The sequence below is a fragment of the Flavobacterium araucananum genome (assembly GCF_002222055.1).
GTDB classification, from domain to species: domain Bacteria; phylum Bacteroidota; class Bacteroidia; order Flavobacteriales; family Flavobacteriaceae; genus Flavobacterium; species Flavobacterium araucananum.
Window position 1 is genome coordinate 279,867 of record NZ_MUGS01000014.1, and the last position, 26,087, is coordinate 305,953.

Genomic DNA, 26,087 nt, shown 5'->3' on the forward strand with positions numbered 1-26,087 from the left:
ATGAATTTTATAGAAGGAGCGCTTAAATACAAACATGTTACCCTGGCGGTCTTGTTGATGCTTTTTGCTGTGGGAGTTAACTCATTGCTCAATATGCCGCGTCGTGAAGATCCTAAAATTACCATTAGAACCGGACTGGTCGTAGCCTACTTTCCCGGCGCAACCTCTACTCAGGTAGAGGAACAGGTGACCAAAAAACTCGAAGAATATCTTTTTCAATACGAAGAAGTTGATAAAGACAAAACCATTTCTACCACTAAAGACGGATCAGTGGTTATTAATGTTGAGCTTACAGAGCGTGTGAAACAGCCCGATATATTCTGGAGCAAATTAAGACATCAGTTACTGAACTCAAAAGCAGTCGACCTCCCGCAAGGTGTCCAGGGACCAATGGTTGATTCTGACTTTGGGGATACTGAAGCTGTTGTGATAGCCCTGGAAAGTAACAATGCTACTTATGAGCAGCTAAAAGGGTATACACAAAAGGTTGAAGAGCAGATTCGCACCATAAAACAGGCTTCTAAAATAAAACGCATTGGAGAACAAAAAGAAGAAGTTGTTATCTCCTCCTCCTCAAACAAGTTATCGCAATATGGCATAAATATCGGTCAGGTAGCCCAGGTCCTGCAAGCACAAAATACGATAGATGCTACCGGAGAAGTTAAAACCTCCAACAGTAAAACCCCGTTGTACACCGATGGTTACTTTCATACCGAAACAGAACTTGCCAACAAAATTGTAGGTACTTCGTCTAACGGTTCACCGGTAAAACTAGGTGATGTAGCAGAGCTTAAAAGAGGATATACCGAACCGGAAAGTACGATAACGGTAAATGGTAATAAAGCCATGCTTTTGTCTATACAAATGCATGAAGGCAACAACATCGTTGATTTTGGTAAGGAAGTCGAAAAAAAGATAGCTGAGGCAAAAAAACTAATGCCCTCGAATATAAAAATCACCACACTGGTATCACAACCAACACTGGTTGACGAAAACATATCACACTTTATCAAGGAGTTTTTCCTTGCTATATTATCGGTTATTGTGGTAGTTATTTTGTTACTGCCGTTCCGCATTGCATCTGTATCGGCAATGGCAATACCAATGACCGTGGCACTGACTTTTGCCATTTTGAACGCACTGGGTATTGAACTGCATCAGGTTTCACTTGCGGGTCTTATATTGGTGCTGGGTATGGTTGTGGATGATGCCATTGTAATTGCAGATAATTATGTCGAACTCCTGGATGAAGGTCTGGACCGATGGACCGCAGCATGGCGCAGTGCACATGATTTGCTTATACCTGTACTTGCCGCAACTGTTACCATTATTGCTTCATTTATGCCAATGGTACTCATTAAAGGTTCTACCGGAGAGTTTATATTTACATTACCCATCACAGTAGCTGTAGCCCTTATTGCATCTTATTTTGTGGCCTTGTTCCTTACTCCTCTTCTGTGTTATACCTTTATCAAAAAAGGACTGCACCAGCATAATGACCAAGGAGGCGAACACACAGCTCATCAAGAAAAAAAGTCAATCCTGACCTACATGCAGGATGGCTATAATACAGCTTTGTCATGGTGTGTAAAACATCCTAAACTTACCATTATCACCAGCATCGTATTTATAATGCTTACCGGTGTGGTATTTAAATACGGGGTTCGTGATCTGTTTTTTCCGCCGGCAGAACGCAACCAGTTTATAGTAGAATTGTGGATGCCTACCGGGACTAAACTCGAAAAAACAAGTACTGCTATTTTAAAAGCGGAAAAACTGATAAAAGGAGACAAAAGAGTTTTATCCTATGCCACTTTTACAGGAACATCGGCACCGAGGTTTTATTATAATTTTTCGCCAGAGATGACAACCTCTAATTATGCTTTGATTCTGGTTAATACCACCACTGAGCAAACTACCGAAGAAATGGCAGAGGAGCTTTCAGCAAAAGTAAAACACCTTGCCCCTGACGGAACCTTTTTTGTCAAATTAATGCAGCAGGGATCTGATTTAAAAGCACCGGTAGAAGTACGTATTATAGGCGATGATCTAACACAGCTAAAAACCACAGGGGAACAAATAGCAGATATTTTACGAAAAGCCAAAGGAGGACGTCTGGTCAGAAATGATTTTGCAGAGGATTATTATGGTATACAAATAACGCCAAACCAGGAAGCAGACCGTTTGGGATTCACAACCAGCGGCATAGCCCAATCTGTTTTTACAGGGTTCAGCGGTACACCGGTTTCAATCATGTATGAGGGCAATAATCCCATCAACATTTCATTGCGACTCAATGCAGCTGTACGCCGCAACACGGCAGATCTCCAAAACATTTATCTCAACTCGCCAATTACCAATGCTGAGGTACCCTTAAGACAAATTGCCGAGCTCAAACCGCAATGGCAAAGTGGTAAAATCATGCATCGTAATGGCCTGAAAACATTAACCGTACAAAGCGAAACCAAATTTGGTGTTCTCCCGGCAGAACTTCTTGAAGAGGTAAAACCTCTGATAAGCAAACTTAAACTTCCTAATGGATACCGCATAGAATATGGTGGAGAAGAAGGTGGAAAAGAAGAAACAGAAAGCGATATGGTAATGGCATTGTCCTTAAGTCTGGTACTGATCTTTTTTATTCTGTTGTTTCAATTCAAAAACATAAAAGAAGCACTGATCATTATGGCCACCATTCCGTTGAGTTTGTTTGGAGCGATACTGGGTCTGGCTATAACGGGCAATAACTTCAGTTTTACCGCTTTTATCGGAATCATTTCACTATCGGGTATTGTCGTTCGTAACGCCATCATCTTGGTAGATTATACCAACATCCTGCTCAAACAGGGAATGGATATAAAAACTGCCGCTATGGAAGCAGCCAAACGCAGGCTTCGTCCCATCTTTCTTACCGCCATGGCAGCTGCCGTGGGTGTACTGCCCATGATCATTTCAAAATCGCCTATGTGGGCACCATTGGCAAGTGTACTGGCCTTTGGTGTAGTGTGGAGTATGATAATGGCTTTGCTTACTGTACCTGTAATGTACATAGGGATCATAAACGAGAATGATAAAAAAGACATTTTAGAAAATAATAAAACAAGTATGCCACATGAATCATAAAATAAAAACTGGCCTGCAATTACTGGGTGCCATATTACTGGGTTCATTGCGCTTATCTGCCCAGGAATCATCGTATTCCTTACAAGAACTCATAGAAGCTGCCAAAAAAAATAACTCCCTGATCAGGATAAAAGAATATCAGGTTCAGGAAAAAATGAGCAAGCTTAAGGAAAATAAAATAAAACAATATCCTTCGGCAATAGTTGACGGAACCTACCAATATAGTTTTAATCAACCCGAGATCACAATACCTGCGGGCTCATTAGGAACAATTGATACCGGTAATGGCCAGACCCAGCTGTTGCCCTCACAGGCAAGTAAGTTTCCTACAGGTCAAAAAGGAAGCTATAATGTTGGACTGAACTTTTACCAGCCCGTAACACAATTATTCAAAATAAATACTGGGCTGAATATGGACAAGGTTGATATTAAACTGGGACAGGCAGAAAAAGAAAAAACAGCCTTGGAGCTACAGCTTGCCATAGAACAATTGTATTACGGGGCAATAATTGCCCAAAAACAAACTGATGCCACAAAGGCAAAGCTAGAATTGGCAAAGTCCCGCTTATATGATGCTCAGGGAGCTTTAACTACAGGCAAAACCATCCAGGCTAATCTTTCCGGTCTTCAGGCTGTGATCGCCGGCGAGGAACAAAATCTCTTGAAAATTGAATTTCAACTGCAAGATTACCTTGCGGAATTAAGCAGGCTCACTACCCTTTCTATAGTAGTACTGCAGCCCCAGGACGAAGAGCAGGGCAATATAAACACCTTTGCTGTGAACGATTATAAAAATCTGGCGGATCATAATCCCGATATGGAGATTGCCAGGCTGCAAAAAGAAAAAGCAGTATTGGCCATACAGGCGGCAAAAGAAAGTAACCTCCCTGATTTTGGACTTGTGGCAGGTTATTATGTACAGCAAGGAAGTCCGTTTCTACCCAAAAACAGCCCCTTTGCAGGGCTAAGCTTAAAATGGAATCTTCAGGACCTTTTCTCTAATAATGAGTTAAAAAATCAAAGGCAGTTTCAGCTCAGGCAAGCCGAAGAAACCATCACCTACACCCAAAAGCAGGTTAACAGTACTATTGACCAAACCTGGCGCAAAGTCGAATTATCACAAGGTCTTATAGCGTCGGCCAAAAAATTGGTTGGCTACCGCAAAGATGCCTTAAAAGAGCAGCAAGATAAGGAAGATGCAGGATTGGGTATAAAAACAGCTCTTCTGGAAGCAAAATCGCAGCTGGCAGAAGCAGAAACAGATTTGTACACAGCAAAATTGTCTAATACAATAGCAATTGCTGAACTTCGAAATCTGGCCGGGCAGACAAAATAGAAAATGCTTAAAATCAAATAAAGATTTTTAGATCATTCAAATAGAAAGAGCTGTCTTGTAGACAGCTCTTTCTTAATTTGGCATAACTTAAGTTTTTTTTTAAAAGATAGTATAAACAACAACTTCTTTTGCAACATCAAAAACTTTGGTACCAATGATCCTCCGTCACAGGATCAGATATGCAGACAATCTTTTTGATTGATTTGTGATTGTACTTATATTTCCTGAAAAAAAAATCCAATATTTTTAATCATTGTTCTAAAAAGTACCATTGGTACTTTTAAATCAAAAAATACAGAAGCCAGCACGCTCACTGTATGTGCTTTGCTATTATGAAGAAATAAAATATCAGGCGCATACTCTGGAAATGGTTACCTCCATCCTGCACAAAGAATTAATACGAATAAGTTCGGCTTGTGATGTTTTAGTAAAATCCAGCACATAACTAATCAAATAATGCGACAGGATACAAAAGAATTTCACAACAAGAATAATAAAAAAGGACATCATAAATTTTATTAATTAAGTTATCTATATCTTGTAAAGATCTTTAATTATCAATTTCACTGTAGTAAAAAAATGACTGAACAATCTTATTTTAGTCCTCAAATATGCTTTTTGACACCTGAAATTAAAGCGCTGAATATCTAAAGTATTTCTATCTTTGATTGAATTATGTAGTGTATATAACGATCAGGCTTTAGAAGTCGCTCAGGAGACTTTATGATTGATATTGTACGCAATGGTAACCAAATTCTATTAGAGTAATTCTTTTTTTTATGCTCCAAAATTCAAAGTTCACTTTTGTATCGATTTTATTACTACTTATTTCAGGTATTTTTTCCCCTGTTTATGCACAAGCCATGCTGGACACCCCAATGTCGGTACATGCCGATAAAAAACCATTAGGTGATGTGCTCGACATTATGGAGCAAAAAGGAAATTTTCGCTTTGCGTATTACGGTAAACTAGTCGTAAAAGACAGTCTGGTAAGCATTCATGCAGATCAGTATGCCATAAAAGAAATCCTGGATCAGTTATTAAACAACCGGTATGAATACAAAGAATCGAAAGGCTTTATTATTCTCCGTTATGCTCCTTTAGACCTTGCACTGGTGTTAGAAAAAAACAGTGTTGTGGGCGATCAACAAATTGTAAGTGGCTACATAATGGATGCAAAAACCAACAAACGAATCGAGAATGCCAGTGTTCTCGAAAGGAATGCGCTGCAATCTACCCTGACCGATAAGGATGGCTTTTTTGAACTAAAGCTAAAAAACATACCACAAAGCATCGAACTCACCGTTGTAAAGGAAAACTATAAAACGATCACGACGATTTTTCTCTCTGAAATTAAGATCCAGATGGGTTCCCGAAAATCAGCCACGGATTATGTCGATGGTGATTTCTCTGAAATTGAACGAACGGGAATTGGTCGTTTCTTTATTTCTTCTAAACAAAAAATACAATCGCTTAACCTTGGAGGCTTTATCTCTAATGTTCCTGTACAGGCATCCCTGATTCCGAGTTTGAGCACACGGGGTATGATGAATTCTCAAATAAACAGTAATTTTTCTTTGAACTTATTAGGAGGTTATACCGGTGGGGTTCGCGGACTGGAAATGGCAGGACTGTACAATATTAACCGCATGAATGTTGATGCCTTGCAAATGGCAGGACTATTTAATACTGTGGGAGGAACTGTAAAAGGAGTTCAGTTAGCCGGAATTTATAATAATGTATTTGGTGATCTGAAAGGTTTGCAAATGAGCGGAATTCACAATAGCGTAAAAGGATCACAAATAGGGTTACAAATAAGCGGTATTTTCAACAGTGTACAAAACGATTCTAAAGGAATGCAAATGGCCGCTATTCATAATACTGTCAATTGTTCTCAGGACGGATTGCAAATTTCCGGAATTTATAACATTGGGAACGAAGCGGTTCGAGGGGCTCAAATTGCCGGAATTTTAAATTATGCCAAGGAATTAAACGGAGTTCAGTTTGGACTGATCAATATTACGGGGTCACCATCAGGATATAGTTTTGGTCTGTTAAATTTTAAAAAGAACGGATACAAAAAAATCAGTATTACCAGCAATGAAATTTCAGATCTCAATCTCTCTGTAAAAACGGGAGACAATAAGCTCTACACTATTCTAACGGTAGGACGAAGTGACCGACAAGGCGAAGAAAAGCTAACTTCTTTTGGGGTAGGATTAGGAACAAATATTAAACTGGGCAATCGTTTTACCTATAATCCGGAAATTAGTACGCACTATCTTTATTTAGGAAATTGGGACCGCTTAAACACATTGAATAAGTTCGATTCTTCTTTTAGTTTCCGCATATTCAAAGGAGTGGCACTTTCTGCGGGACCTGCTTTTAATGTGTATTCGTCTCAAAGCAGCGACAAAAATGCATCGGATAACAATATGTCTACTTTTGTTCAGGATCGTACAAAACGGTATACTGTGATCAAAGAAAACAGCAAAGGGTTAAGCGGATGGATGGGATGGAGTTTTGGCGTAACCCTGTTTTAATGCCATAAAAGGATCTAATTTTTGCTTTCCGTTAAATAAAGTAACGCTCCAAAAAACATAAAAAGAACCAATAATAAACATAACAATAACACCAATAGTCTCTTACTCTCTGCTTCTTTTTCTTCGATACGTTTTGGCGAATCAGGAAGGTTACTCTTATAATTTTGTTTAGAACTATGAAACGCTAACAGATTATCTTTTTTATCCTCTACAACCTCAAATTCAATTTCTTCATTGATTTCTTCGGCTTTACTATAAATTTTCAGCCAAAATAGAGACGACATTATATATCCCGTTTCTGTATTATAGGCAATTTTAATATCAGATTCAATGGTAAAATCTTTGGTATAATGATACGGTTTCAGGTGTTTCTGAAAATGTTTATCGGCTATAAGTTTCGCTAATTTTTGATCATCCAATATCACCTGACCTCCAAAATAAGTTACATTTTCTCTTTGATAATCAAATTCATAATTAATTTTTAAGGGTAAATTCAAAGGAGAGTGTACCCAGTTCATACCCGCATAAACAGTGTCTGATTGTAGCTCCTGATCGTATATGTTTAGAAAAAAGGGCAAATATGCACCATTCGATAACAGATCATATTCTAATCCTAAGGGAATATAAAAATATAATCTTTCGAATAGTAATAACGTAGCCAGATTACTCTTATTTCGATATTTCTCTTTATAGCGATCCCATTGTTGCCTGATATGTTCTTTGTTTTTTATAAAATACAAGTTCGATTCTACATCGTAATTAAGCTTTACGGGGCTAAATACCAAGGGATCAGTTGAAATAGTATTGTTGTAAATTTTGCTTTTAAAAACCAATTCTAAATTGGTATCTGTATTGATTTTAAGATTAAATTTACCGTTGCTTTTTGTTTTCAATAACGCTTTTGTTTTATAAAAACTGTCTTTTTTATACGCAAAATTATAATCTACAGGTTCTGTCTCTTGTATTTCTATCTTCATTTTAATCTATATTATCTAATAGCGTGTCGTAATAATTTGCTTTTGCATGGTTGTTTATTTTCTTGTACAAAGCGATAAGTTGGGTATAAATATTTTTTAGATTATTGGCCCCGTCTTTGTATTTCTCGACATAGGTTTCGAGTATTTCTATGGCTTCCTCTGTATTTTGGGTATTTTTTAGAGCACCAATTTTCAAGATCATCACCCTAAAATCATTACCATTGGTCATTTTATACATTTTGTCTAATAGTGTTGCTGCTTCATCGTCTCTGCCCAGCACATCGTATAACCTGTGCAGTCTTTTGAGCACAGAGATATTCTCCGGATATTTTTGTAGCATTTCGCCTATAAATTGATCTGTCAGATCTTTGTTTTTGGTATACCAACTCCCAAAACTTCCATCGATAAGTTCGATATAGGTTTCTAATTTTCTTTTATAAAAAAAAGGCACTTCATCTGCCGTAAGATTTTTTATGGCCCTCTCGCAGGTTTCTAAAATCTCGGTAAAAGATTCCTGCAAAAATTCGGCAATAACGATTTCTTCTTCTTTAAAAAACCGTAAATAAGTCGAATAATATTTTTCGTCTTTAGGGCATAAAAACTGTAATTCTTTGTAAGTAAGTATTGCCTCTCTTATCTCTTCTTTTTTAAAGTGTGCCCTCGAAATTTTTTCTATGTTCTGTATTTTCTTGTGTAAATCATTCTGATCCATTATCTGTCTTTTTTATTTAAGGTTATGAATTGAGTTATTTTTTTTACCTCTTTGTTTTGCCTGTTATTATCCCCGTTTTTCTATTTGCTTATCTCCAGACTACCACTTTTTTTGCTGTGGCATCATAATATCATTTTCTGCATCTTTTTCTAATGCTGTTATTTCTTGATCGCTTACGTTATAGTGTTCTGTTAGAATCGCTTTATATTCGCTTGTTTTTTCCTCATTTTTTAGTTTAAAACACATCTTAAATAAGGAGATATATTCCTCCCTATCCAAAAAAGAATAGAGATCTTCTGACAAAGGTGACTTTGTAATTTTATCAAATTCAATCAAATAAATCAAAGCATCAATCGCTTCTGGATACTTTTTCTGGTATATTAATGCCATTCCTTTTTTTATAAGTGCTCCGTAATAAATCATGGTGAGCCCTCTCGATTTTACAGTCGAGATATCGATCGGGATATGTTGCATCATGTTGTCGCATATTTTGACAACAGCATCATAGTTCTCTTTCTTTAAATAAAAATTTACCAATTTTTCTTCAACAAAGGTATATTCGGGATCAATCTGGTAGGCATAGAGATAGTTTTCTTCCGCCAGGTCTTTGTCCTCCAGTTTGGTATAGATATCGCCCAGCAGTTCGTAGGTTTCTTTGTGTTTTTCGTCGATTGCGAGTGCCTCCCTCGCATACAATAATGCAGCCTCCAGATTCCGGCTCTCATAATAGGTTACCGCCAGCAAATAGCGATAGGTTGCCTGTGCCGGAAACGCATTGTTAAGCGCGTGCAACAGTGCGAGCGCATTGGCAAAATCGCCATTGTCACGACTGTATTTAGCGTCGCGCAGTATTTTTTTCACTTCTTTGTTTTGCATGTTATTATCCCCGTTTTTCTATTTGCTTATCGCCAGACTACCACTTTTTTTGCTGTGGCATCATAATATCATTTTCTGCTTCTTTTTCTAATGCTGTTATTTCTTCCTGAGTTACGTTATAGTGTTCAGTTAAAATCTTTTTATATTCGCTTGTTTTTTCCTTATTTTTTAATTTGTAATACATCTTAAATACGGAGATATATGTATCCTTATTTATAAAAGAATAAGCCTCGTCTGATGAGGGAGATTTTATAATTATTTTTAAATCAAGCCAATAAATCATAGCATCAATCGCTTCTGGATATTTTTTCAGGTAGATTAATGCCATTCCTTTTTTTATAAGTGCACCATAATAAGTCATGGTAAACTCTCTCGATTTTACAGTCGAGATATCGATCGGGATATAGCGCATCATGTTGTCGCATATTTTGACAACAGTATCATAGTTCTCTTTCTTTAAATAAAGATTTACCAATTTTTCTTCGACAAAAGTATATTCGGGATCAATCTGGTAGGCATACAGGTAGTTTTCTTCCGCCAGGTCTTTGTCCTCCAGTTTGGTATAGATATCGCCCAGCAGTTCGTAGGTTTCTTTGTGTTTTTCGTCGATTGCGAGTGCCTCTCTGGCATACAATAATGCAGCCTCCAGATTCCGGCTCTCATAATAGGTTACCGCCAGCAAATAGCGATAGGTTGCCTGTGCCGGAAACGTATTGTTGAGCGCGTGCAAGAGTGCGAGCGCATTGGCAAAATCGCCATTGTCACCACTGTATTTAGCGTCGCGCAGTATTTTTTTTACTTCTTTGTTTTGCATGTTATTATCCCCGTTTTTCTATTTGCTTATCGCCAGATTACCACTTTTTTTGCTGCGGCATCATAATATCATTTTCTGCTTCTTTTTCTAATGCTGTTATTTCTTCCTGAGTTACGTTGTAGTGTTCTGTTATTATCGTTTTATATTCAGTTGTTTTTTCCTCATTTTTTAGTTTAAAACACATCTTAAATAAGGATATATATTCGTCTCTATCCAAAAAAGAATAGAGATCCTCTGACCAAGGTGACTTTGTAATTTTATCAAATTCAATCAAATAAATCAAAGCATCAATCGCTTCTGGATACTTTTTCAGATATATTAATGCCATTCCTTTTTTTATAAGTGCACCGTAATAAATCATGGTGAGCCCTCTCGATTTTACAGTCGAGATATCGATCGGGATATAGCGCATCATGTTGTCGCATATTTTGACAACAGCATCATAATTCTCTTTCTTTAAATAAAGATTTACCAATTTTTCTTCGACAAAAGTATATTCCGGATCAATCTGGTAGGCATAGAGATAGTTTTCTTCCGCCAGGTTTTTGTCCTCCAGTTTGGTATAGATATCGCCAAGCAGTTCGTAGGTTTCTTTGTGTTTTTCGTCGATTGCGAGTGCCTCTCTGGCATACAATAATGCAGCCTCCAGATTGCGGCCCTCATAATAGGTTACCGCGAGCAAGTAGCGATAGGTTGCCTGTGCCGGAAACGCATTGTTGAGCGCATGCAACAGTGCGAGCGCATTGGCAAAATCGCCATTGTCACGACTGTATTTAGCATCGCGAAGTATCTTTTTTACTTCTTTGTTCTCCATAGTTTTTTATTTTAATAAGGTCCTGTATTGCCCGGTGGGTATTTGCCCATCAGGTTATAGTAAGCCGTGATAAGTCCTTTTTCTATAAAAATAGACTGAAAATTGTTCGTGCGCGTTGCATACCATTCCAAGGCACCAAAAATATTTTTTTCTAAATTTCTTAAAATCATGGCTTCTTTTTTACTGGTCCACCGGAAAGCCTCATACCGTCTCATGACAGAGCTGTATCGGGTGCGTCCGTATTTGTAGATTTCCGGCGGGAACATCATAAGCATAACAGGATTATCAGGAAATCCTCTCTGATAATCTCCGTATACTCCGGGAGCAATAATATGTACATCATATACATTCCAGGGCCCGCCCTCAGAAGGTTTTGTGGTGTCTATAGGTATGGTTATGGGTAGTGGCCTGTCTATTGGTCCTGCAAGAGGTTTAGTCTCCGGAAAAGGTATTGCTACGGGAACCTCTACAAAATAATCCCATACTTTGTTGGCGGTCTCGCTACACCAGCTTGTCGCCTCCCTAACCCAGCCTGCGGTCGCATCACGTACCGGAATAACATAAGCCATTATCTGCTCATAATGGTCTATGACCCACAGTATGCCAATGACGACAATAAGAACCGCTGCAATAACTCCTGCTATCCACCCCAGCGGATTCCAAAAATCTGCCATGAAAAATGTAACTATTGCCGCTTCGACAGCCATAAAAAACGGTAATGTCGATGATACTGAATCTGCTCCCATATATTAAATTTGACCTGAGTTCGTACTTGCAATTATCCCGCCCATTGGGCAAATGCATCTCGAAGCCTCAGAGAGTGGCTTCATGTCCAGAATGGTAACTTTGGGCACCGTATTGATCCATTGCAAAGGTTGCCCGCTCAATGCGAGGTTCAACTGGCAGGTTCCGGCTATGGCACACAACCCAAAATGGGTAATATTGACACCTGCGGTATTGTCCTGGTGGGTAGCAAAAAAGCCATCCCGGTTTTTTATTTTGGTATTACTCGTCACATTTAGTACAGACGATAATAGCCCTTTGCTACATTCTAGTAAGGCATTGTTTTTAAGATAGTGCATAATTTTTTATTTTATTTTAACTTCTATTCCTCCGCTTAAGATCACATTCTGGTCACTGTTTATTTTAAAATTGTCGCCCTCTGCATTTTGATTCACTTTTTTTGCCTGCAAATCAAAACTTTCGGTAGCGGTATGTTTTAGGTCTTTTCCGTTTATTTGTACCAATCCCTCGTTGTCAATTGACAATAAATGTTCGCCTACTTTTAGTTTTATAGATGTTTTTCCTTCTAAAACAATATTGCCGTCGGCATCCATTTTAAGAAACGATTGTGGCGCTTCGCCTTTTTTTCCGCCTACATTTATAGTAGAACTTGTATGGGCGTTGGTGATGGAATTTCCTGCGCCGTCAAATTTCATATTGGCGCCACCCTGATCTGTGAGGTACATACTGCCCTCGTTATCGTTTAGTTTTATGGCATTGCCACTTTTGGTACTCAGGCTGGTCATGTGGTTTTGAGCCCCGCCTCCTTTGGCAGTAGTACCGTTAAAAACGCTGCCTAACACAAAGGGTCTGTTGGGATCATTGTATCGAAAAGCCAGCATAACATCATCGCCTACTTCCGGGATTGTAACCAGACCGCGATTGCCGGGTACTGCTTCGCTCGAACCCGCATCCGGTGTTAGTATTCGCAGCCACGGTGTACGACCACCTCTTACTTGTTGCCAAAGCATTTTGACCCGCACGCGTCCCTGATTTTTAGGGTCATTATTGTCTACCACTTTTGCCTGCTGAATTTGTGCCTGCGGTAGTGCAATCTCCGGTTCCGGTAATCTTTTTACAGAAGCCGGCAAAGCTTTAAAACGATTCGAATATTCGTTGGTATCCGTGACCTGATGCATAATTTCGGTAATGATGTATTGCCCTATTTCCTGATTTCTATAATTGGTTTTTGTGACATCCAATCCGCTTAAATGTGCTGTATTTACACTCATTTCTTCGCGTGCATCAATGCTGATAAAAGTACCTGTTTTTAATTGGGTGTTACGGCTTGTAGCGGTTATATAATTCGCTTCTGCCATGGCGCTTTCCTGTCTTTTTTTCAGGTTTTGCTCGAGGTATATATCATATCCGGTAGCCAGATTTCCGTACTCAAAAGAGGCAGTAGCGTAGAGTTTTTGCGAGCTTTCGAAAACCTCATTGCCCAGTCTTGACAATCCTTCGATCTCAGTATTGGTTTGAGCCTGATACAATTTATTGATATCATCATTGTAGGTATAAGCACTAAACTGAACCGGACTCGCCTCCAGCATAATATTTAGCTTAAACAAGTTTTTGCCAAAGGTCAGGTTCACCGTTTTATCCCTGCTTAAAGGTTTGCCAAAAAGCAACTTTTCGCCATCATAATACAGCCATTCGTTATATTGTTTTGCCAATCGTTTGATGTATTCAAAATCAGTTTCCAGATACTGGGTCTGATAGCTTATTTTTGAGGTATATTCCGGTACAATATCGTTTTGTAATTGCTCCTGAGCAGCGGTTTTAATAATTTCCCGGATCATTTCCTGCAGACTTGTATCTTCCCACGAATGCAGTTTTTTGCCTGATTCCAGCAAGATGGTTTTAGAAAAACCCGAAACAATAATTTGATTGCCTACCTGATCATCCTGCTGCGCAAATTGAATGTTGGTGATAATACCCAAAAAATTATTTTTGTCTTCTAAAACAATATGCACCGTTTTGCCCATCCATTTTCGGGCATTTTTTATGGTGTAGGCCATTGGTTTTTCTATGACCGTATGCGGTACTTTTATAACAAATTTATGATGATTGTTAATGCTTTGATGCAGTTCGATAGTGGTAAAATGTGAAATTTCTTTACCCTCAATTCCAAAAGTTATATTTTCCTGTTGCATGTTTACGGCTGATAAAATATTAAAGTAATTTGCTGCTGGTAAAAAAATCCGAATGACTTCGAAATACTAAAAAGCAGGAAACAGCAATAGTAGCCGTTTCCCGCCAATGGACTAAATTTAGATTTTAGGCCAATTGTTGTCTAAAGTTGCATTGCCAAGCAAAATTTTCTCGGCAGAGAATGTAATTTCGGTAATCATTGGTATCTCTTCTAAAGCATCCATTACCTCACTAAAAAATACAATAAAAGCATTCTCGAAAGTAAGCTCTTTCATAACCTGCTCAGAATCCGGCTTAAAAAACTTTACTTTACCACTTACGGCTTTGTGCTGGCTGTTTACTGCCTGCTCAATAACGGTAGTATTGTCTGTCGATTTTACTTTTAGATTTAGTCTGCCCCCTTTTATTTCAGACGAAACCGCTCCCTTACCATCTGTATGTCTCATCATATCTAATTTTGAAAATAATACCTGGTACTCTTGTCCTTCAAATTCTAAAATTGCTTTAAATGCCATAATAAAAATATTTAATTATTAAAAAAAAACGTTTCTGTCTCCATCCTTTTTATCTTGTTTGACTGTTATAACAAAAAAACAGATCCTGATAGATGCTATTATATCAGTACGATCCCATAGTATTTCTTATTTGTTAATTTGTAAGAATAATATATTATTAAATAAACTATATTGTACGAAAATACAATAAATTGTAATATATCATAATTTTTTGTAAGATTTTTTATAAAAAATACATAATAAGAAACAAAAAACACATACATCATAAATTGTATTGCTGTCGATAAGTTTTATTGAAAATTGAGATCTAAAAAAATTATATACTTTTGTTCTTCTTACATTTTGCATTAATTATTTACAAAAAAGTTGGTATGCTCCCTAACGGCATTATAGAACATATTCGAATGAAGTTTAAAAACCAGCTTCCTGAAGAATTTCTTCAGGAGTTGCAAAAAAATGCCCAATTTGTAATACTAAAAAAAGGAGAGATCCTTTTTTCAAACCACACTAAGCAAAACCATACTTTTGTACTTATTGAAGGTAGTTTGTTGCGCTTTATTATTACTCCCCAAGGCGACGATCGTGCAACTATGTTTCATACAGAAACTTTTTTTCCAATGATCGGAAACAGTTTCACAGAAAAAGAAAGCTCTGATTTAGCCTATTATATCAAAGCAAATGAAAATGCTCAATTGGTTGAGTTTAAACGTGATTTTGCTGTATCCTGTATAGAAAAATATCCTTTTTTAGCAAAACTTACATTCCTGAATACCATAGAGTATCTCCAGACTCACCACTTAATTCAAAACCATCTCATCGCGCTTTCCAGCCTTGATTTTTTTCAATGGTTTCTTAAACACTACAGCTTTATTTTTAGGCACTTTCAATCTCAGGATATAGCAAGTTTTATGGGAATAACTCCTGCCTGGTATAGCAAACTCAAACGAAAACTTACATAAAATAAGTTTTTTTCTTTCTTTTTTTCTTGTCTTAATTCAAGCGATAACATTTATTTACTTCATAATATTGCTATTGAATAAGCAAATTATACCTAAAAAAACACGGTATTTCTGAAAAAACTCTGGATGATGCCTACAACGCTATGGCTGTAAATTTGCGTCGCGGAGCAGCACAAAATTCTCGTGCATGCGAACGTAAAGAATTTGCTGCAACTGCAAAAGAACAGGGTTACAGCGATGTTTTAGAATATATGCGTTCTGAGCATAATCCAAAAATCACCCAATATATTCGTAAAAGCGGTAGCGTTTTGCACAACGTAGCAGCAGGTGCAATCATTGTTTGTGCTGCTGATATTGCAGGGAAATTGAGTAAAAAACCAATTAATGTAATTGATTATGCCAGCTCGAGCAACACGCAACGTTATCCTTTTTGTTTTCACCAGATGAATGTTGACGTCAAAGAGGCTCTTGTTCGTAACGGAACAAATTTAGACAATCTTGATTTAATGATTACCACCGTGATGACATCAGGCGAGCAAATGGACAGTGCAGAAGTATTTGGCTATTTGCCTGATGGCGAAGGTTATCAATATGAATTGGACGGCCGCCTTTGCCTATCTGCCAGCAATGCGGAAGCACTACAGTAGACTGGACTGAAATGGGAAATGATGCCGTAATTGAAGAAATACGTTTTGAAGATTCCAGCGTTGGAGGAGATTACACGTTTCGGAAAGCAAATGATTTTTTTGCCAATAAAGAAATACCTTATTGCATTTGTGTGGGAAAGTTTCCTGCCGGAACGCATAAATTTCATGCAGCACTCTACGGAATTAATCAGGACAATTTAGCCCAATGGAAGGCAAATTTACCTTTTGTTGCACCTGTTCATTTTATTGAAATGGCAGGAGACTTTAAGGCAGTAGGTTTTAAAATACCTAATAAATAATTGGTCAGAAAAAGTGTTCGATGCCCCTAAAATTAAAAGAGGAAAACAAACTTTAAAATAAATAGTTCCTCTATCTAAAAATGCTTAATTATTTTAATTTAATAACTGAAAAATTATAAAGAGATGAACAGGATAACTGAAAAAATGATTTTCAAACCCGCATTTGAATATATTGATAACGGAATTGAACACGGTGTACTAAGCCCGTTTGAAACCAAAGAAACAATGTTGAAAAAGGGGGAACAAATTGCTCCCGGCTTTAAACCCCTTGCTTGTGACATTCGTTTTTTGAAAGATGTCCCTGTAAAAATGCGCGACGGTGTTACCATTTATACGGATATTTTCCTGCCTGTTACCCAGGAAAAAGTCCCTACGCTTATTGCATGGAGTCCTTATGGAAAAAGTGCCGGAACAGCTCCTCGTTATGTTGGTTTGTTCAACATGCTTGCAATGGGAAATGCATGGGGTTCCGGCTTAACCAAGTTTGAAGCCCCCGATCCTGCCTATTGGGTTCAGCACGGATATGCAGTATGTAACCCGGACGCACGCGGGATTGCCCATAGCCAAGGCGATACTACAATGATTGGTTCGCAAGAAGCAGAAGATTGTTATGATCTTATCGAATGGCTGGCAGCACAAGACTGGTCTAACCGCAAAACAGCCTTATCGGGAACTTCTTATCTGGCTTTTTCGCAATGGTTTATTGCGGCAGGTCAACCGCCACATCTTACTTGTATAAGTCCAACCGAAGGTTTGCAGGATGCTTATCGTGATTTGGCATACATTGGCGGAATTCCGGATCCTAATTTCCTTCACCGTTTGCAAATAAATCACGTAAGTGCTACAGGTGCAAAACGAGAAGATATGGTCGCTGAGATGGAGGCTTATCCCCTTGCAAATCACGAATTATGGAAAGACAAAGTAGCCGATGTCTCTAAAATTACGATACCTGCCTATATTGTGGCAAGTTACTCTAATACCTTGCATACCATGGGAACTTTTCGCTCATGGCGTTCAATTGGTTCTCCCAAAAAATGGTTGCGTATTCACGATACCCAGGAATGGCCTGATTACTACAATGCCGAATCTACCGAGGATCTCCGCCGATTTTTTGACTATTACCTGCTTGATAAAGAAAATGACTGGGAAAAAACACCAACTGTAAGGTATTCGATTCTGGATTTTCATGGTAAAAACCGTACTGGCCTTGCTGCTCAAACTTTCCCTCCAAAAGAATCTGAAATCCAACGCTATTATATGAGTGGCAAAACAAGGACTTTACAATCAACTGCCGATACCAATGAGTTGCCATTGCGTTATTTTCCGGAAGCTTTGCCTTGTCGTATATCATTCCAGACTGTTTTTGAAAAAGAAACTACTTTTATTGGTTATCCAAAAGTAAAACTTTTTATGGAAACAGAAAATACCAATGATATGGATGTATTTGTGTGGGTACAAAAAATTGATAAATTAGGCAATGTATTAAGTGAGTTTGTAGTTCCAAATCGCAATGCCGCTTTGCAGGATTTTACTCAGGACGGAGCTTCTGCATTGCGTTACAAAGGTCCAAGCGGACGTTTGCGCGCTTCTGCGAGACATTTAGACCCAAAACTTTCTACAGATGAAATACCTGCGTACAGTTTTGATCGTGTAGATAAGCTTTCAGAAAAAGAAATCACAGAGCTCGATATTGTACTTAGTCCGATTGGTATGACTTATTATGCCGGCGAAACTTTGCGTGTGATGATTAGCAGCAAAGACGAAATTGGCTCTGTAATGCCGGGAACTCCGGGTTGTATCCCCAACAATAAAGGCATACATATCCTGCATACTGGTGGTAAATACGCCAGTTATCTGCAAATGCCTGTAATGAAATAATCGGTATTTTTTTTCAAAAAAAAAGCACCTGCTTTTGGCAGGTGCTTTTACTTTTTCTCCTAATATATTAGGCTACTACAACGTTTACAGCATTTGGGCCTTTTTTACCTTCTGCTATGTCGTAACGTACTTCATCGTTCTCACGTATATTTTCTGATAAACCTGAAACATGAACAAAAATTTCACTTCCACCGTTTTTTGGTGTAATAAATCCAAAACCTTTTTCTTCATTAAAGAATTTTACTGTACCTTCTTGCATCTTAATAATTATTTATTGGAGCAAATATATTAAATTTAACAGTACAAAACTGAAAAAGAAGCAATTAGACCTAAATAATAGTTTATTTTTTTCTAAATGTCCCAAAAACAGATTTTTAAACCTCTTTTCCGGAATTGATTTACTTGGCATCAAACCATAATTTCGTGGTAAGCAAGTCTTTTCCCTGCACAGCTACTGCTGCCTGATAACTGGTTCCGTTCAACGATTGCTCTGTTCCCGGATAAAAGAAACGCGAAGGAATCTGTCCGTTCAAAACTGTAGACGGTCCGGCTGTCAAAACAGGATAGTCAAGTCTTCTCCACTCTGTAAAAGCGTCAAGACCCTGTCCGTAAAAGGCAATCCATTTTTGTGTCCCTATCGATTTGGCATAATTTGTTGCATCATATTTTACAATTACCTGATTTAGATAATTAGCAATAGTCGTTGTGTTGGTAATCCCAAATTGATTGAACGATGCCGTGATAGCATTTTTATAAAGTTGCTCTGCATCTCCTGCAATATACCCACGGGCTACAGCTTCAGAAAGATTGAACAACGTTTCTGAGTAAGAAGCAATTACAGCCGGTGATGCCGAAGTGAGGAAGTAGGTTCCCGGTTTTGATGTTTTGGCAAAACCCTGACTATTAGCATCACTGTTCGATAATCCGTTGCCCCCTCCTACATATTTACCTACAGTAGCATCAGATGGCAATTGTGCATAAACAGGTAAACGGGGATCAGAGAATTCATTTAGCTTATCTACCAATGTTTTCGAAATACGAAAATCATCACGGGTTTCAAACCATGCCGAGGCTGGGTTTTGTTGTGGAGAACTGGTATAAATAAACTGAAAAGTTTCGCTGTTACTGCTTATTAGTCCTGCTGCATCGCTTGTTGCATCAATCGCAGCCTGCTTGGCCAAAGCAGGTTCTTTGTCTGAAATTCTCAAAGCGATACGAAGGCGAAGTGAGTTTACCAGTTTTTTCCATTTCAGGATATCTCCTTTATAAGACAAATCGCCCGTTACAGTTCCGTTTGCCGGACTTAGCAACGATTGGGCTTTTTGTAAATCTTCCAGTAATCCTGTGTATACTTCTTTTTGAGTATTATAAGCCGGCGTTACTTTTAGACCTGCTTCTTTATAAGGAATACTTCCGTAAGCATCTGTCAGCAACAAAAAAGTCCAGGAACGCAGGGTGAGTGCAATTCCTTTATAATTAGAATTTGCCTGCTGATCCGTAAAATTCAAAATAGTATTCAAATCTGTAATCAGGGTTGCATATCCCGTATTCCATAAAGAAACAAATGTAGTATTAGACACATCGTATCTGTCCGGTTCTGTATATTGAATTTTAGCCCAATGCTGAACAAATAGCAAAGACGAGTTAAAATTATTATCTGATCCCCAATACAGATCAGCGCCCTGTTTTAATGATCCTGTTAAGAGATAGGGTGCCAATGGTGTTTCGGTTGCATTTGGATTTTTATTAATATCATCCAGATTGTCGCTGCAAGAAATCAGTGACACTGCAAATAGGGTTATATAAGCTATTTTTTTTAGCATGATTTCGTGTTTTTAAAATTTAAGATTAACATTAAGGCTAAAACTTCTGGTTGTTGGCAAGGCTAAACTCTCCAGTCCTTGTCCGTTTCCGGTATTAAAAGCCGATTCAGGATCGATATTAGGTACGTCTTTGTAGATAAAAAATAAGTTACGACCTGTAGCAGTGACACTTGCCCCTTGAAAACCAAGTTTCTTAACAAATTTTCGATCAAAATTGTAGCTCAGTTTTACTTCTCTCAATTTTACAAAAGTAGAACTGTAAATATAAGCTTCGCTAATGTTGTAAGACGATTTGTAATATTCCTGCGCACTAATTACCTGAGTATTTGGATTTCCGTTGGCATATACCCCATTAAAAATCATACCATCATCGTATACGGTTGCACCATTTGGAGCGGCTCCTCCTGTTACCAACGTTTTTGTATTGGTGGTAACATTGTTTGGATAATAGTAATTTAATCCGCCATTTGCTGCGTCACGACCCGGAAGCGTTTGTGCCAGTACCCCTGTATAATTACCGGTTCTGTTTGTTCCTGAAAAAAGCTCCCCGCCTACACTGGCATCAACAAGAAATGAAAGTTCAATGTTTTTGTAAGTCAGTGTGTTGGTAATACCGCCAATAAAATCCGGAGTATAATGTCCTAATACTTTCTTTTGCGGATCAGCCAATGGCAGTCCATTTGTACCCACCACTATATTTCCGTTTGCGTCGCGCTGATAAGCTGTACCGTAAAGTGCTCCATAAGCTTGTCCTACAGATGCCAATACATCAACACCGCCAGAAGAAGAAATAGTGTAGTTCTTAATTTGTTTATCATAATCCAGAACATCTACTTTGCTTACATTCTTAGAATAATTTACACCCACATTCCATCTAAAATCATCCGTTTGAACCGGGTTTCCATCCAATTGAACTTCTATACCATGGTTGTTTATTTTTCCTGCATTGATCAATTGCGAATCATAACCACTTGCTGTAGTCGTTTTTATTTCCAGAATCTGGTCAAAACTATTCGTGTTATAATACGCCAGATCAAAATGCAGTCTGTTTTTCCAGAAAGAAGATTCCAGACCTATTTCAGTAGAACGTGTCGTTTCCGGTTTCAGGTTCTCATTCAGTTTCTTTTTAGACGAAGTCTGAATTGGATTTCCGTCAAATGCAGCTTGAAAATTATAAACTGTATTCAATTGATACGGATCTGCATCGTTACCTACTTCAGACCAGCCACCACGTATTTTCAGGAAATCAAGCGTGTTGCTTTTTATATTCAAAGCATCAGACAATACTAAACTTCCACTGATAGAAGGATAAAAATACGAACGGTTACTGCTTGGCAAAGTCGATGACCAGTCGTTACGTCCCGTTACATTTAAAAACGCATAATTTTTGTAGCCTAATTGTGCCGAAGCATAGGCGCTGTATACTTTTAACTCTGAATATAAATTCGAGGAAGTCAATGGATCTCTCGAGTTCGTCAATGTATACAAATCAGGCACAGCCAGACGTAACGCTTTTTGATAATTGTTAGAATCAGTGTGGTTACGTACATTGAACCCTGCAAGGGCATCTACACTAAAATCGTCGTTTACTTTTTTGGTATATTGCAGGATACCCTCTGTGTTTCTTTCGTCTACCGTATAAGCATCCTCTGCATACGATCCAAAAGGAGTTCCGTTTGTACCATATTTGATCTCATATTTTCTGCGATCGTTATAATAATCTACTCCGGTGCGGAATTTAAACAAAAGACCGTCTATAATCTTTGCTTCCAGGTGAATATCTCCTATAAAACGATTACGTTGTTGACTCGTTGTATTGTAATAAGCATTCCAATACGGATTGCTGTAATAACTGTTGTTCCAGTTTACATCTCTGTTGCTTTGAAGCTGGTCTGTATCGACCTGACGCCCAAACCACAAAAACTGAAGCATTACCCCGGCAGCACGGTTACCTGTTGGTCCCCCCGGTAAGGTTGGCGCTGTAGTCACAATATAATTACCTGTTACCCCAATTTTTATGTTTTTTGAGATTTGGTAGTTCGTGTTAATGGTAAAGTTTGTTTTGTTTACTTCACTGTTAGGTACCGTTCCTAATTGTTTTTGATTGTTTATTCCTAATCTAAAATCTGATTTCTCATCAGATTTGGCTATCGAAATACTGTTATCATAAGTAAGACCGGTATTAAAAAAGTTTTTTACATTATCAGGATGTGCCACAAATGGTACTGCTACCCCGTTCGAGTAAAACTGAGGAATAAGACGTCCGTCCATTTTAGGGCCCCAGCTTTCATCAACACCATCATTAATTCCGCCACCTTTACCATCTACATAGCTAAACTTTCCGTTTGAACCCTGTCCAAATGAATTTTGAAATTTAGGCAAAGTAGCCACTTGCGAAATGGTTATACCAGAACTAACGCTTATGCCCAGTCCGTTTTGACCTTTTCCTGATTTTGTAGTAATAAGCACCACACCATGTGCAGCACGTGATCCGTAAAGAGCAGCAGCATTAGGTCCTTTTAGTACGGTTAATGTTTCTATATCCTGTGGATTCAAATCGGCAATAGCATTCTTAAAATCACGTGTAGCTCCACCAACACTACCTAGCTGTGAGTTGTCTACCGGAACTCCGTCGACTACAAACAAGGGTTGGTTATTTCCGGATATAGACGTTTCGCCACGAATAATAATACGGGAAGACCCCATATCTCCCTGCGAATTGGTGATACGTACTCCCGCCAATTTACCCGTAAGGCTGTTTAAAAAATTTGTTTCTTTTGTATCTGCCAATTGTTTGCCTTTAAGTGCTTGTGTGGTATACCCTAAAGATTTCTTTTCTTTCGAAATTCCAAGTGCGGTAACTACTACTTCAGACAATGCATTCTGTTCCTGGGTAAGATCTACGACAATCGAATTTTCATTGGCGACAATTTCGGTTTTTTTATACCCCATATAACTTACTATAAGCGTATAAGGAAGTTTTTGACCTGTTTGGAAATAAAATTTACCATCCAAATCTGTTACAACTCCGTGTGTAGTACCTTTTATATTTATCGAAGCACCAATAACAGGCTCTTTTGTAACCGCATCGATTACGATTCCTTCGAGCTTGGACTGTATTAACGGTTTGGTCTCCTGAGCTTTAATCCCAACGGAAATCAACAAAATACATAACCATGCGTATCTATTTAATTTTTTTTTCATTACTTTCGTTTTAGTTTAATAAATAAGGCGAGCCGAAAATGGATTTATTCCACTCTCACTTTCCTTATAGAGATCTACAATTTCTTTAAGCTTCACCATTTCTGCTGCAACAGAAATGGTTTTTTTTTATCTGCAACACATTCGTTTTTTCATCTTTTCTTTATTTTGGATTACTATTATTTTAATTGTTCTTTACAAGATCTTAACCCTAAAACTTAAGGCTGTGTCTTATTCAAAAATTGTTGTAAATTAGGGATTGAAGAATTTTCTACAGCGACAACTCATAGGGTATAAATTACCAGATGGTTACTATCCTGTTCAAAAATGAAATTTATTCGACAGTTTTTCTTTTTTTGTATTTAACCTATTTTTAAACTCTACTAATTTGATAGAACAAAAGTATGTTAAAAATATTAGTCCCAAAATTATAATCGTTTTTTTTGCAAAAAAAATGTTAATTAAAATTTTAGTAAAGTTTTAATTAACTTAAAACAAGGCAGTTAATACTTATATACATTTTTTTATTGTGTAAGATTTTTTTTAAACCAATAGGCTTAAATTAGCCGGATTTACTACGTTACAGCACTATCTCTCTAGCATTTATCTTACAAATAAGAATCAAAAATGCCGTAAACCATTAATTTCTGTAGTAAATATGCTGAAATTAATATTGAAAACGATGCAAATATAAAAACACCATTTCTTACAAAATCAGCTCAAATTTTGTGTTAAATTTTAAAATGATATAAATCAGGTATTTGCAAAAAAATTGAAGAAATTTAAAAACATTAAGATAGTACTTACTCTTAAATTTTTACAATAATCAGATATATCTTGTTATAAATTGTAAAAATTTATAAATTGTGCTCACTATTTTATACTAATTATTAACATAAAACCTATAATAAATTTTTCATGAAGAAATTACAAGAAGCATCAGAACGTTGGAAAAAAGAAGGTCACGAATACAAAACAGCCCTAAATGAATGGTTGGATATTATATACATCCAGAAAGAAAACCCAACCACAGATTGTCCGGAAGAACCCAGAAAAGATATGTCAGAGTATGTTTTGGAGCAATTGATCGAACATAACAAAAATGGACAGCACAAAGAATTTCGCGAACTTTTTCCTGCTGATAATGATCCGCTATCCGATGTTTTAGATGATTCGAAGTGGTACAAAGTACGAAAAGTAGCAATTCTTGATGACAATCGCATTATCGCAAAAATTGGGGATTATTATGAATGGCAGGGTGTATATACCATTCAGGATGACAAAATAACCTTATTAGATGATTTAATAGGGTTTGGTTTTAGTGAGGACAAAAAATATTTTGCAAAAGTTTACAATACCAAAATCGAGATACACGAAGGCTGGGATGGTGCAATAGTAAGCACACTTGACTTGCCGGAAAATGCTACTCTCAAACAACTTCAGTATGAAAGTATAAACGTTTTTTCTACAGGTAAACAAGTTGTATTGACTACTTATTGTGGGATATTTGTTATCAACGAAGATGGTTTTGAATTAATTCATGGAGGTCTTGACACTGATTATGAAGATGATGAAGATGAAGATGAAGATGATGAAGACGAAAACGATGATGAAGATGATGAAGACGACGAAGAATCTAAATATAAATTTCTTTACTATCCGCATGCGGCTCTTTCGCCTGATGACAAATATATTACAGTAGGGTCTCAAAATTCATCGCATATTGTACTTATGCAACAAGATCAAAAATGGGAAGAAACTGCCAATATCGAGCAGCGCTCTTCTTATCCTAACATTGCCTGTTTTAATTATAAATTTCAACCGCCTTTACTGGCATTAGGTTCTTGTCATTTTTCGCATAGCGCAACTTTAGGTGTATTGGTAGACCAAATCGAAGGCTTGAAAGCTTCCGGTTATGATATGGATAGCGAAGCACTTTTTGTTGTCGACAACAGAAGATGGATTTTTAGTATGTATCCATCTGCGAGCGGATTTTATCTTGGATCAAATGATGGTTATTTATGGCTAAAGGTAAGCGATGAAAAATCGCATTATATACATATAGGTGGTACAATTATGTCTATTGATGTAGCTCCGGACAGGCAACATATTGTTGTAGGTACAGCATCAGGACAAGTAGTGCTGTTGCGCTGGCAAAATACTGACCCGGTCGAAAACAAAAATATTCGTATTGATCCTTACCTCATTACAAACTTACCGGTAATCGATGAAAAACGATACCTTTTTATGAATGGTAACGAACCTTTGATTTGGTAATATTATTATATTAAAAAATACCCGTTGGGTGTAATTAATTTTAACACATAGAAACATAGCTTTTGGATCTTTAAAAAAGGCGTTTCACTTGTTTAAAATGCACATAGCCTGGCTATGTGAAAGAAATGTATTTCTTTTGGCATTCTTTTTAGCTAAAAAATCTATGTTTCTATGTGTTAAATATATATTTTTTTAATTACACCCAACGGGTTAATATTAGATTTGTATTTCTTAAGTAACCTTATCTCTTTATTACAATGAAATTGAAATTAGGATTTATTTTTATGTATTGCCTGTCGACTTTAATACTAATCATTTTTTGATGCTTTTACAGCTATGAATAATTTTATTCTAATATTTTT

20 protein-coding genes are annotated in these 26,087 nt (G+C 37.4%); 8 read left to right on the plus strand and 12 right to left on the minus strand.

Annotation, left to right across the window (positions count from 1 at the left end):
• The 3 genes from B0A64_RS09955 to B0A64_RS09965 all read left to right on the plus strand — a co-directional run bounded on the left by B0A64_RS09955 (window position 1) and on the right by B0A64_RS09965 (window position 6,999).
• Window positions 1-3,120 carry an efflux RND transporter permease subunit gene (locus tag B0A64_RS09955; protein ID WP_089479348.1) on the plus strand — a complete coding sequence of 1,040 codons (3,120 nt, stop codon included), beginning with the start codon at window positions 1-3 and terminating at the stop codon, window positions 3,118-3,120.
• Window positions 3,110-4,456 (plus strand): TolC family protein, encoded by a 1,347-nt coding sequence (locus B0A64_RS09960; RefSeq protein ID WP_089479349.1) that lies wholly within the window; start codon window positions 3,110-3,112, stop codon window positions 4,454-4,456. Before B0A64_RS09955 ends, B0A64_RS09960 begins: the two co-directional genes overlap by 11 nt.
• Before the next feature lie 779 nt (window positions 4,457-5,235).
• Window positions 5,236-6,999, plus strand: a complete 1,764-nt coding sequence (locus B0A64_RS09965; protein ID WP_089479350.1) for a peptidase associated/transthyretin-like domain-containing protein — start codon at window positions 5,236-5,238, stop codon at window positions 6,997-6,999.
• 14 nt (window positions 7,000-7,013) lie between these two features.
• On the opposite strand, the gene B0A64_RS09970 is transcribed toward B0A64_RS09965, so the two are convergent.
• The 9 genes from B0A64_RS09970 to tssD all read right to left on the minus strand — a co-directional run bounded on the left by B0A64_RS09970 (window position 7,014) and on the right by tssD (window position 14,641).
• A complete protein-coding gene (locus B0A64_RS09970) occupies window positions 7,014-7,976 on the minus strand; it encodes a hypothetical protein (protein ID WP_089479351.1) in 963 nt (320 codons plus the stop codon).
• A gap of 1 nt (window position 7,977) precedes the next feature.
• Window positions 7,978-8,688 (minus strand): tetratricopeptide repeat protein, encoded by a 711-nt coding sequence (locus B0A64_RS09975; protein ID WP_089479352.1) that lies wholly within the window; start codon window positions 8,686-8,688, stop codon window positions 7,978-7,980.
• Between the two features lie 99 nt (window positions 8,689-8,787).
• Window positions 8,788-9,549 carry a tetratricopeptide repeat protein gene (locus B0A64_RS09980; protein ID WP_165769791.1) on the minus strand — a complete coding sequence of 254 codons (762 nt, stop codon included), beginning with the start codon at window positions 9,547-9,549 and terminating at the stop codon, window positions 8,788-8,790.
• Between the two features lie 52 nt (window positions 9,550-9,601).
• Window positions 9,602-10,378 (minus strand): tetratricopeptide repeat protein, encoded by a 777-nt coding sequence (locus B0A64_RS09985; RefSeq protein WP_089479354.1) that lies wholly within the window; start codon window positions 10,376-10,378, stop codon window positions 9,602-9,604.
• A gap of 37 nt (window positions 10,379-10,415) precedes the next feature.
• Entirely contained in the window at window positions 10,416-11,192 is a 777-nt protein-coding gene (locus tag B0A64_RS09990; RefSeq protein WP_089479355.1) for a tetratricopeptide repeat protein, read from the minus strand.
• Between the two features lie 11 nt (window positions 11,193-11,203).
• Entirely contained in the window at window positions 11,204-11,899 is a 696-nt protein-coding gene (locus B0A64_RS09995; RefSeq protein WP_123875906.1) for a hypothetical protein, read from the minus strand.
• A 42-nt stretch (window positions 11,900-11,941) separates the two neighbouring features.
• On the minus strand, window positions 11,942-12,274 hold the full coding sequence (locus B0A64_RS10000) for a DUF4280 domain-containing protein (RefSeq protein WP_089479357.1): 333 nt from the start codon (window positions 12,272-12,274) through the stop codon (window positions 11,942-11,944).
• A 6-nt stretch (window positions 12,275-12,280) separates the two neighbouring features.
• Complete coding sequence (locus tag B0A64_RS10005) at window positions 12,281-14,128, minus strand: type VI secretion system Vgr family protein (RefSeq protein ID WP_089479358.1); 1,848 nt, start codon at window positions 14,126-14,128, stop codon at window positions 12,281-12,283.
• Between the two features lie 117 nt (window positions 14,129-14,245).
• The gene (gene tssD / locus B0A64_RS10010) at window positions 14,246-14,641 is read right to left on the minus strand and encodes a type VI secretion system tube protein TssD (protein WP_089479359.1); all 396 of its coding nucleotides are present in this window, start codon (window positions 14,639-14,641) and stop codon (window positions 14,246-14,248) included.
• A 371-nt stretch (window positions 14,642-15,012) separates the two neighbouring features.
• Here tssD and B0A64_RS10015 point away from each other — a divergent pair, with 371 nt between their 5' ends.
• The 4 genes from B0A64_RS10015 to B0A64_RS10030 all read left to right on the plus strand — a co-directional run bounded on the left by B0A64_RS10015 (window position 15,013) and on the right by B0A64_RS10030 (window position 18,424).
• Window positions 15,013-15,600 (plus strand): Crp/Fnr family transcriptional regulator, encoded by a 588-nt coding sequence (locus B0A64_RS10015; RefSeq protein WP_089479360.1) that lies wholly within the window; start codon window positions 15,013-15,015, stop codon window positions 15,598-15,600.
• 155 nt (window positions 15,601-15,755) lie between these two features.
• On the plus strand, window positions 15,756-16,247 hold the full coding sequence (locus tag B0A64_RS10020; RefSeq protein ID WP_146198399.1) for a hypothetical protein: 492 nt from the start codon (window positions 15,756-15,758) through the stop codon (window positions 16,245-16,247).
• Window positions 16,248-16,258: 11 nt separating this feature from the next.
• Window positions 16,259-16,546 carry a hypothetical protein gene (locus B0A64_RS10025; protein ID WP_089479362.1) on the plus strand — a complete coding sequence of 96 codons (288 nt, stop codon included), beginning with the start codon at window positions 16,259-16,261 and terminating at the stop codon, window positions 16,544-16,546.
• 123 nt (window positions 16,547-16,669) lie between these two features.
• Complete coding sequence (locus B0A64_RS10030; protein ID WP_089479363.1) at window positions 16,670-18,424, plus strand: CocE/NonD family hydrolase; 1,755 nt, start codon at window positions 16,670-16,672, stop codon at window positions 18,422-18,424.
• Between the two features lie 67 nt (window positions 18,425-18,491).
• On the opposite strand, the gene B0A64_RS10035 is transcribed toward B0A64_RS10030, so the two are convergent.
• The 3 genes from B0A64_RS10035 to B0A64_RS10045 all read right to left on the minus strand — a co-directional run bounded on the left by B0A64_RS10035 (window position 18,492) and on the right by B0A64_RS10045 (window position 23,451).
• Complete coding sequence (locus B0A64_RS10035; RefSeq protein WP_072958530.1) at window positions 18,492-18,683, minus strand: cold-shock protein; 192 nt, start codon at window positions 18,681-18,683, stop codon at window positions 18,492-18,494.
• A gap of 139 nt (window positions 18,684-18,822) precedes the next feature.
• Entirely contained in the window at window positions 18,823-20,247 is a 1,425-nt protein-coding gene (locus tag B0A64_RS10040) for a SusD/RagB family nutrient-binding outer membrane lipoprotein (protein WP_089479364.1), read from the minus strand.
• Window positions 20,248-20,259: 12 nt separating this feature from the next.
• Window positions 20,260-23,451 (minus strand): SusC/RagA family TonB-linked outer membrane protein, encoded by a 3,192-nt coding sequence (locus B0A64_RS10045; RefSeq protein WP_089479365.1) that lies wholly within the window; start codon window positions 23,449-23,451, stop codon window positions 20,260-20,262.
• 915 nt (window positions 23,452-24,366) lie between these two features.
• Between B0A64_RS10045 and B0A64_RS25145 the strand changes: the two genes are divergently transcribed.
• Window positions 24,367-25,725 (plus strand): hypothetical protein, encoded by a 1,359-nt coding sequence (locus tag B0A64_RS25145; RefSeq protein ID WP_089479366.1) that lies wholly within the window; start codon window positions 24,367-24,369, stop codon window positions 25,723-25,725.
• Window positions 25,726-26,087 lie beyond the last annotated feature (362 nt).

Excerpts from the sequence above, each read along its gene's own strand:
- B0A64_RS10030 (WP_089479363.1), top strand. The coding sequence starts at position 16,670 with ATGAACAGGATAACTGAAAAAATGATTTTCAAACCCGCATTTGAATAT.
- tssD (WP_089479359.1), bottom strand. The coding sequence starts at position 14,641 with ATGGCATTTAAAGCAATTTTAGAATTTGAAGGACAAGAGTACCAGGTA.
- B0A64_RS10035 (WP_072958530.1), bottom strand. The coding sequence starts at position 18,683 with ATGCAAGAAGGTACAGTAAAATTCTTTAATGAAGAAAAAGGTTTTGGA.
- B0A64_RS10040 (WP_089479364.1), bottom strand. The coding sequence starts at position 20,247 with ATGCTAAAAAAAATAGCTTATATAACCCTATTTGCAGTGTCACTGATT.
- B0A64_RS09965 (WP_089479350.1), top strand. The coding sequence starts at position 5,236 with ATGCTCCAAAATTCAAAGTTCACTTTTGTATCGATTTTATTACTACTT.
- B0A64_RS10015 (WP_089479360.1), top strand. The coding sequence starts at position 15,013 with ATGCTCCCTAACGGCATTATAGAACATATTCGAATGAAGTTTAAAAAC.
- B0A64_RS09975 (WP_089479352.1), bottom strand. The coding sequence starts at position 8,688 with ATGGATCAGAATGATTTACACAAGAAAATACAGAACATAGAAAAAATT.
- B0A64_RS09990 (WP_089479355.1), bottom strand. The coding sequence starts at position 11,192 with ATGGAGAACAAAGAAGTAAAAAAGATACTTCGCGATGCTAAATACAGT.
- B0A64_RS10000 (WP_089479357.1), bottom strand. The coding sequence starts at position 12,274 with ATGCACTATCTTAAAAACAATGCCTTACTAGAATGTAGCAAAGGGCTA.
- B0A64_RS09985 (WP_089479354.1), bottom strand. The coding sequence starts at position 10,378 with ATGCAAAACAAAGAAGTAAAAAAAATACTGCGCGACGCTAAATACAGT.
- B0A64_RS09955 (WP_089479348.1), top strand. The coding sequence starts at position 1 with ATGAATTTTATAGAAGGAGCGCTTAAATACAAACATGTTACCCTGGCG.
- B0A64_RS10045 (WP_089479365.1), bottom strand. The coding sequence starts at position 23,451 with ATGAAAAAAAAATTAAATAGATACGCATGGTTATGTATTTTGTTGATT.
- B0A64_RS09960 (WP_089479349.1), top strand. The coding sequence starts at position 3,110 with ATGAATCATAAAATAAAAACTGGCCTGCAATTACTGGGTGCCATATTA.
- B0A64_RS09970 (WP_089479351.1), bottom strand. The coding sequence starts at position 7,976 with ATGAAGATAGAAATACAAGAGACAGAACCTGTAGATTATAATTTTGCG.
- B0A64_RS10025 (WP_089479362.1), top strand. The coding sequence starts at position 16,259 with ATGGGAAATGATGCCGTAATTGAAGAAATACGTTTTGAAGATTCCAGC.
- B0A64_RS25145 (WP_089479366.1), top strand. The coding sequence starts at position 24,367 with ATGAAGAAATTACAAGAAGCATCAGAACGTTGGAAAAAAGAAGGTCAC.
- B0A64_RS09995 (WP_123875906.1), bottom strand. The coding sequence starts at position 11,899 with ATGGCTGTCGAAGCGGCAATAGTTACATTTTTCATGGCAGATTTTTGG.
- B0A64_RS10005 (WP_089479358.1), bottom strand. The coding sequence starts at position 14,128 with ATGCAACAGGAAAATATAACTTTTGGAATTGAGGGTAAAGAAATTTCA.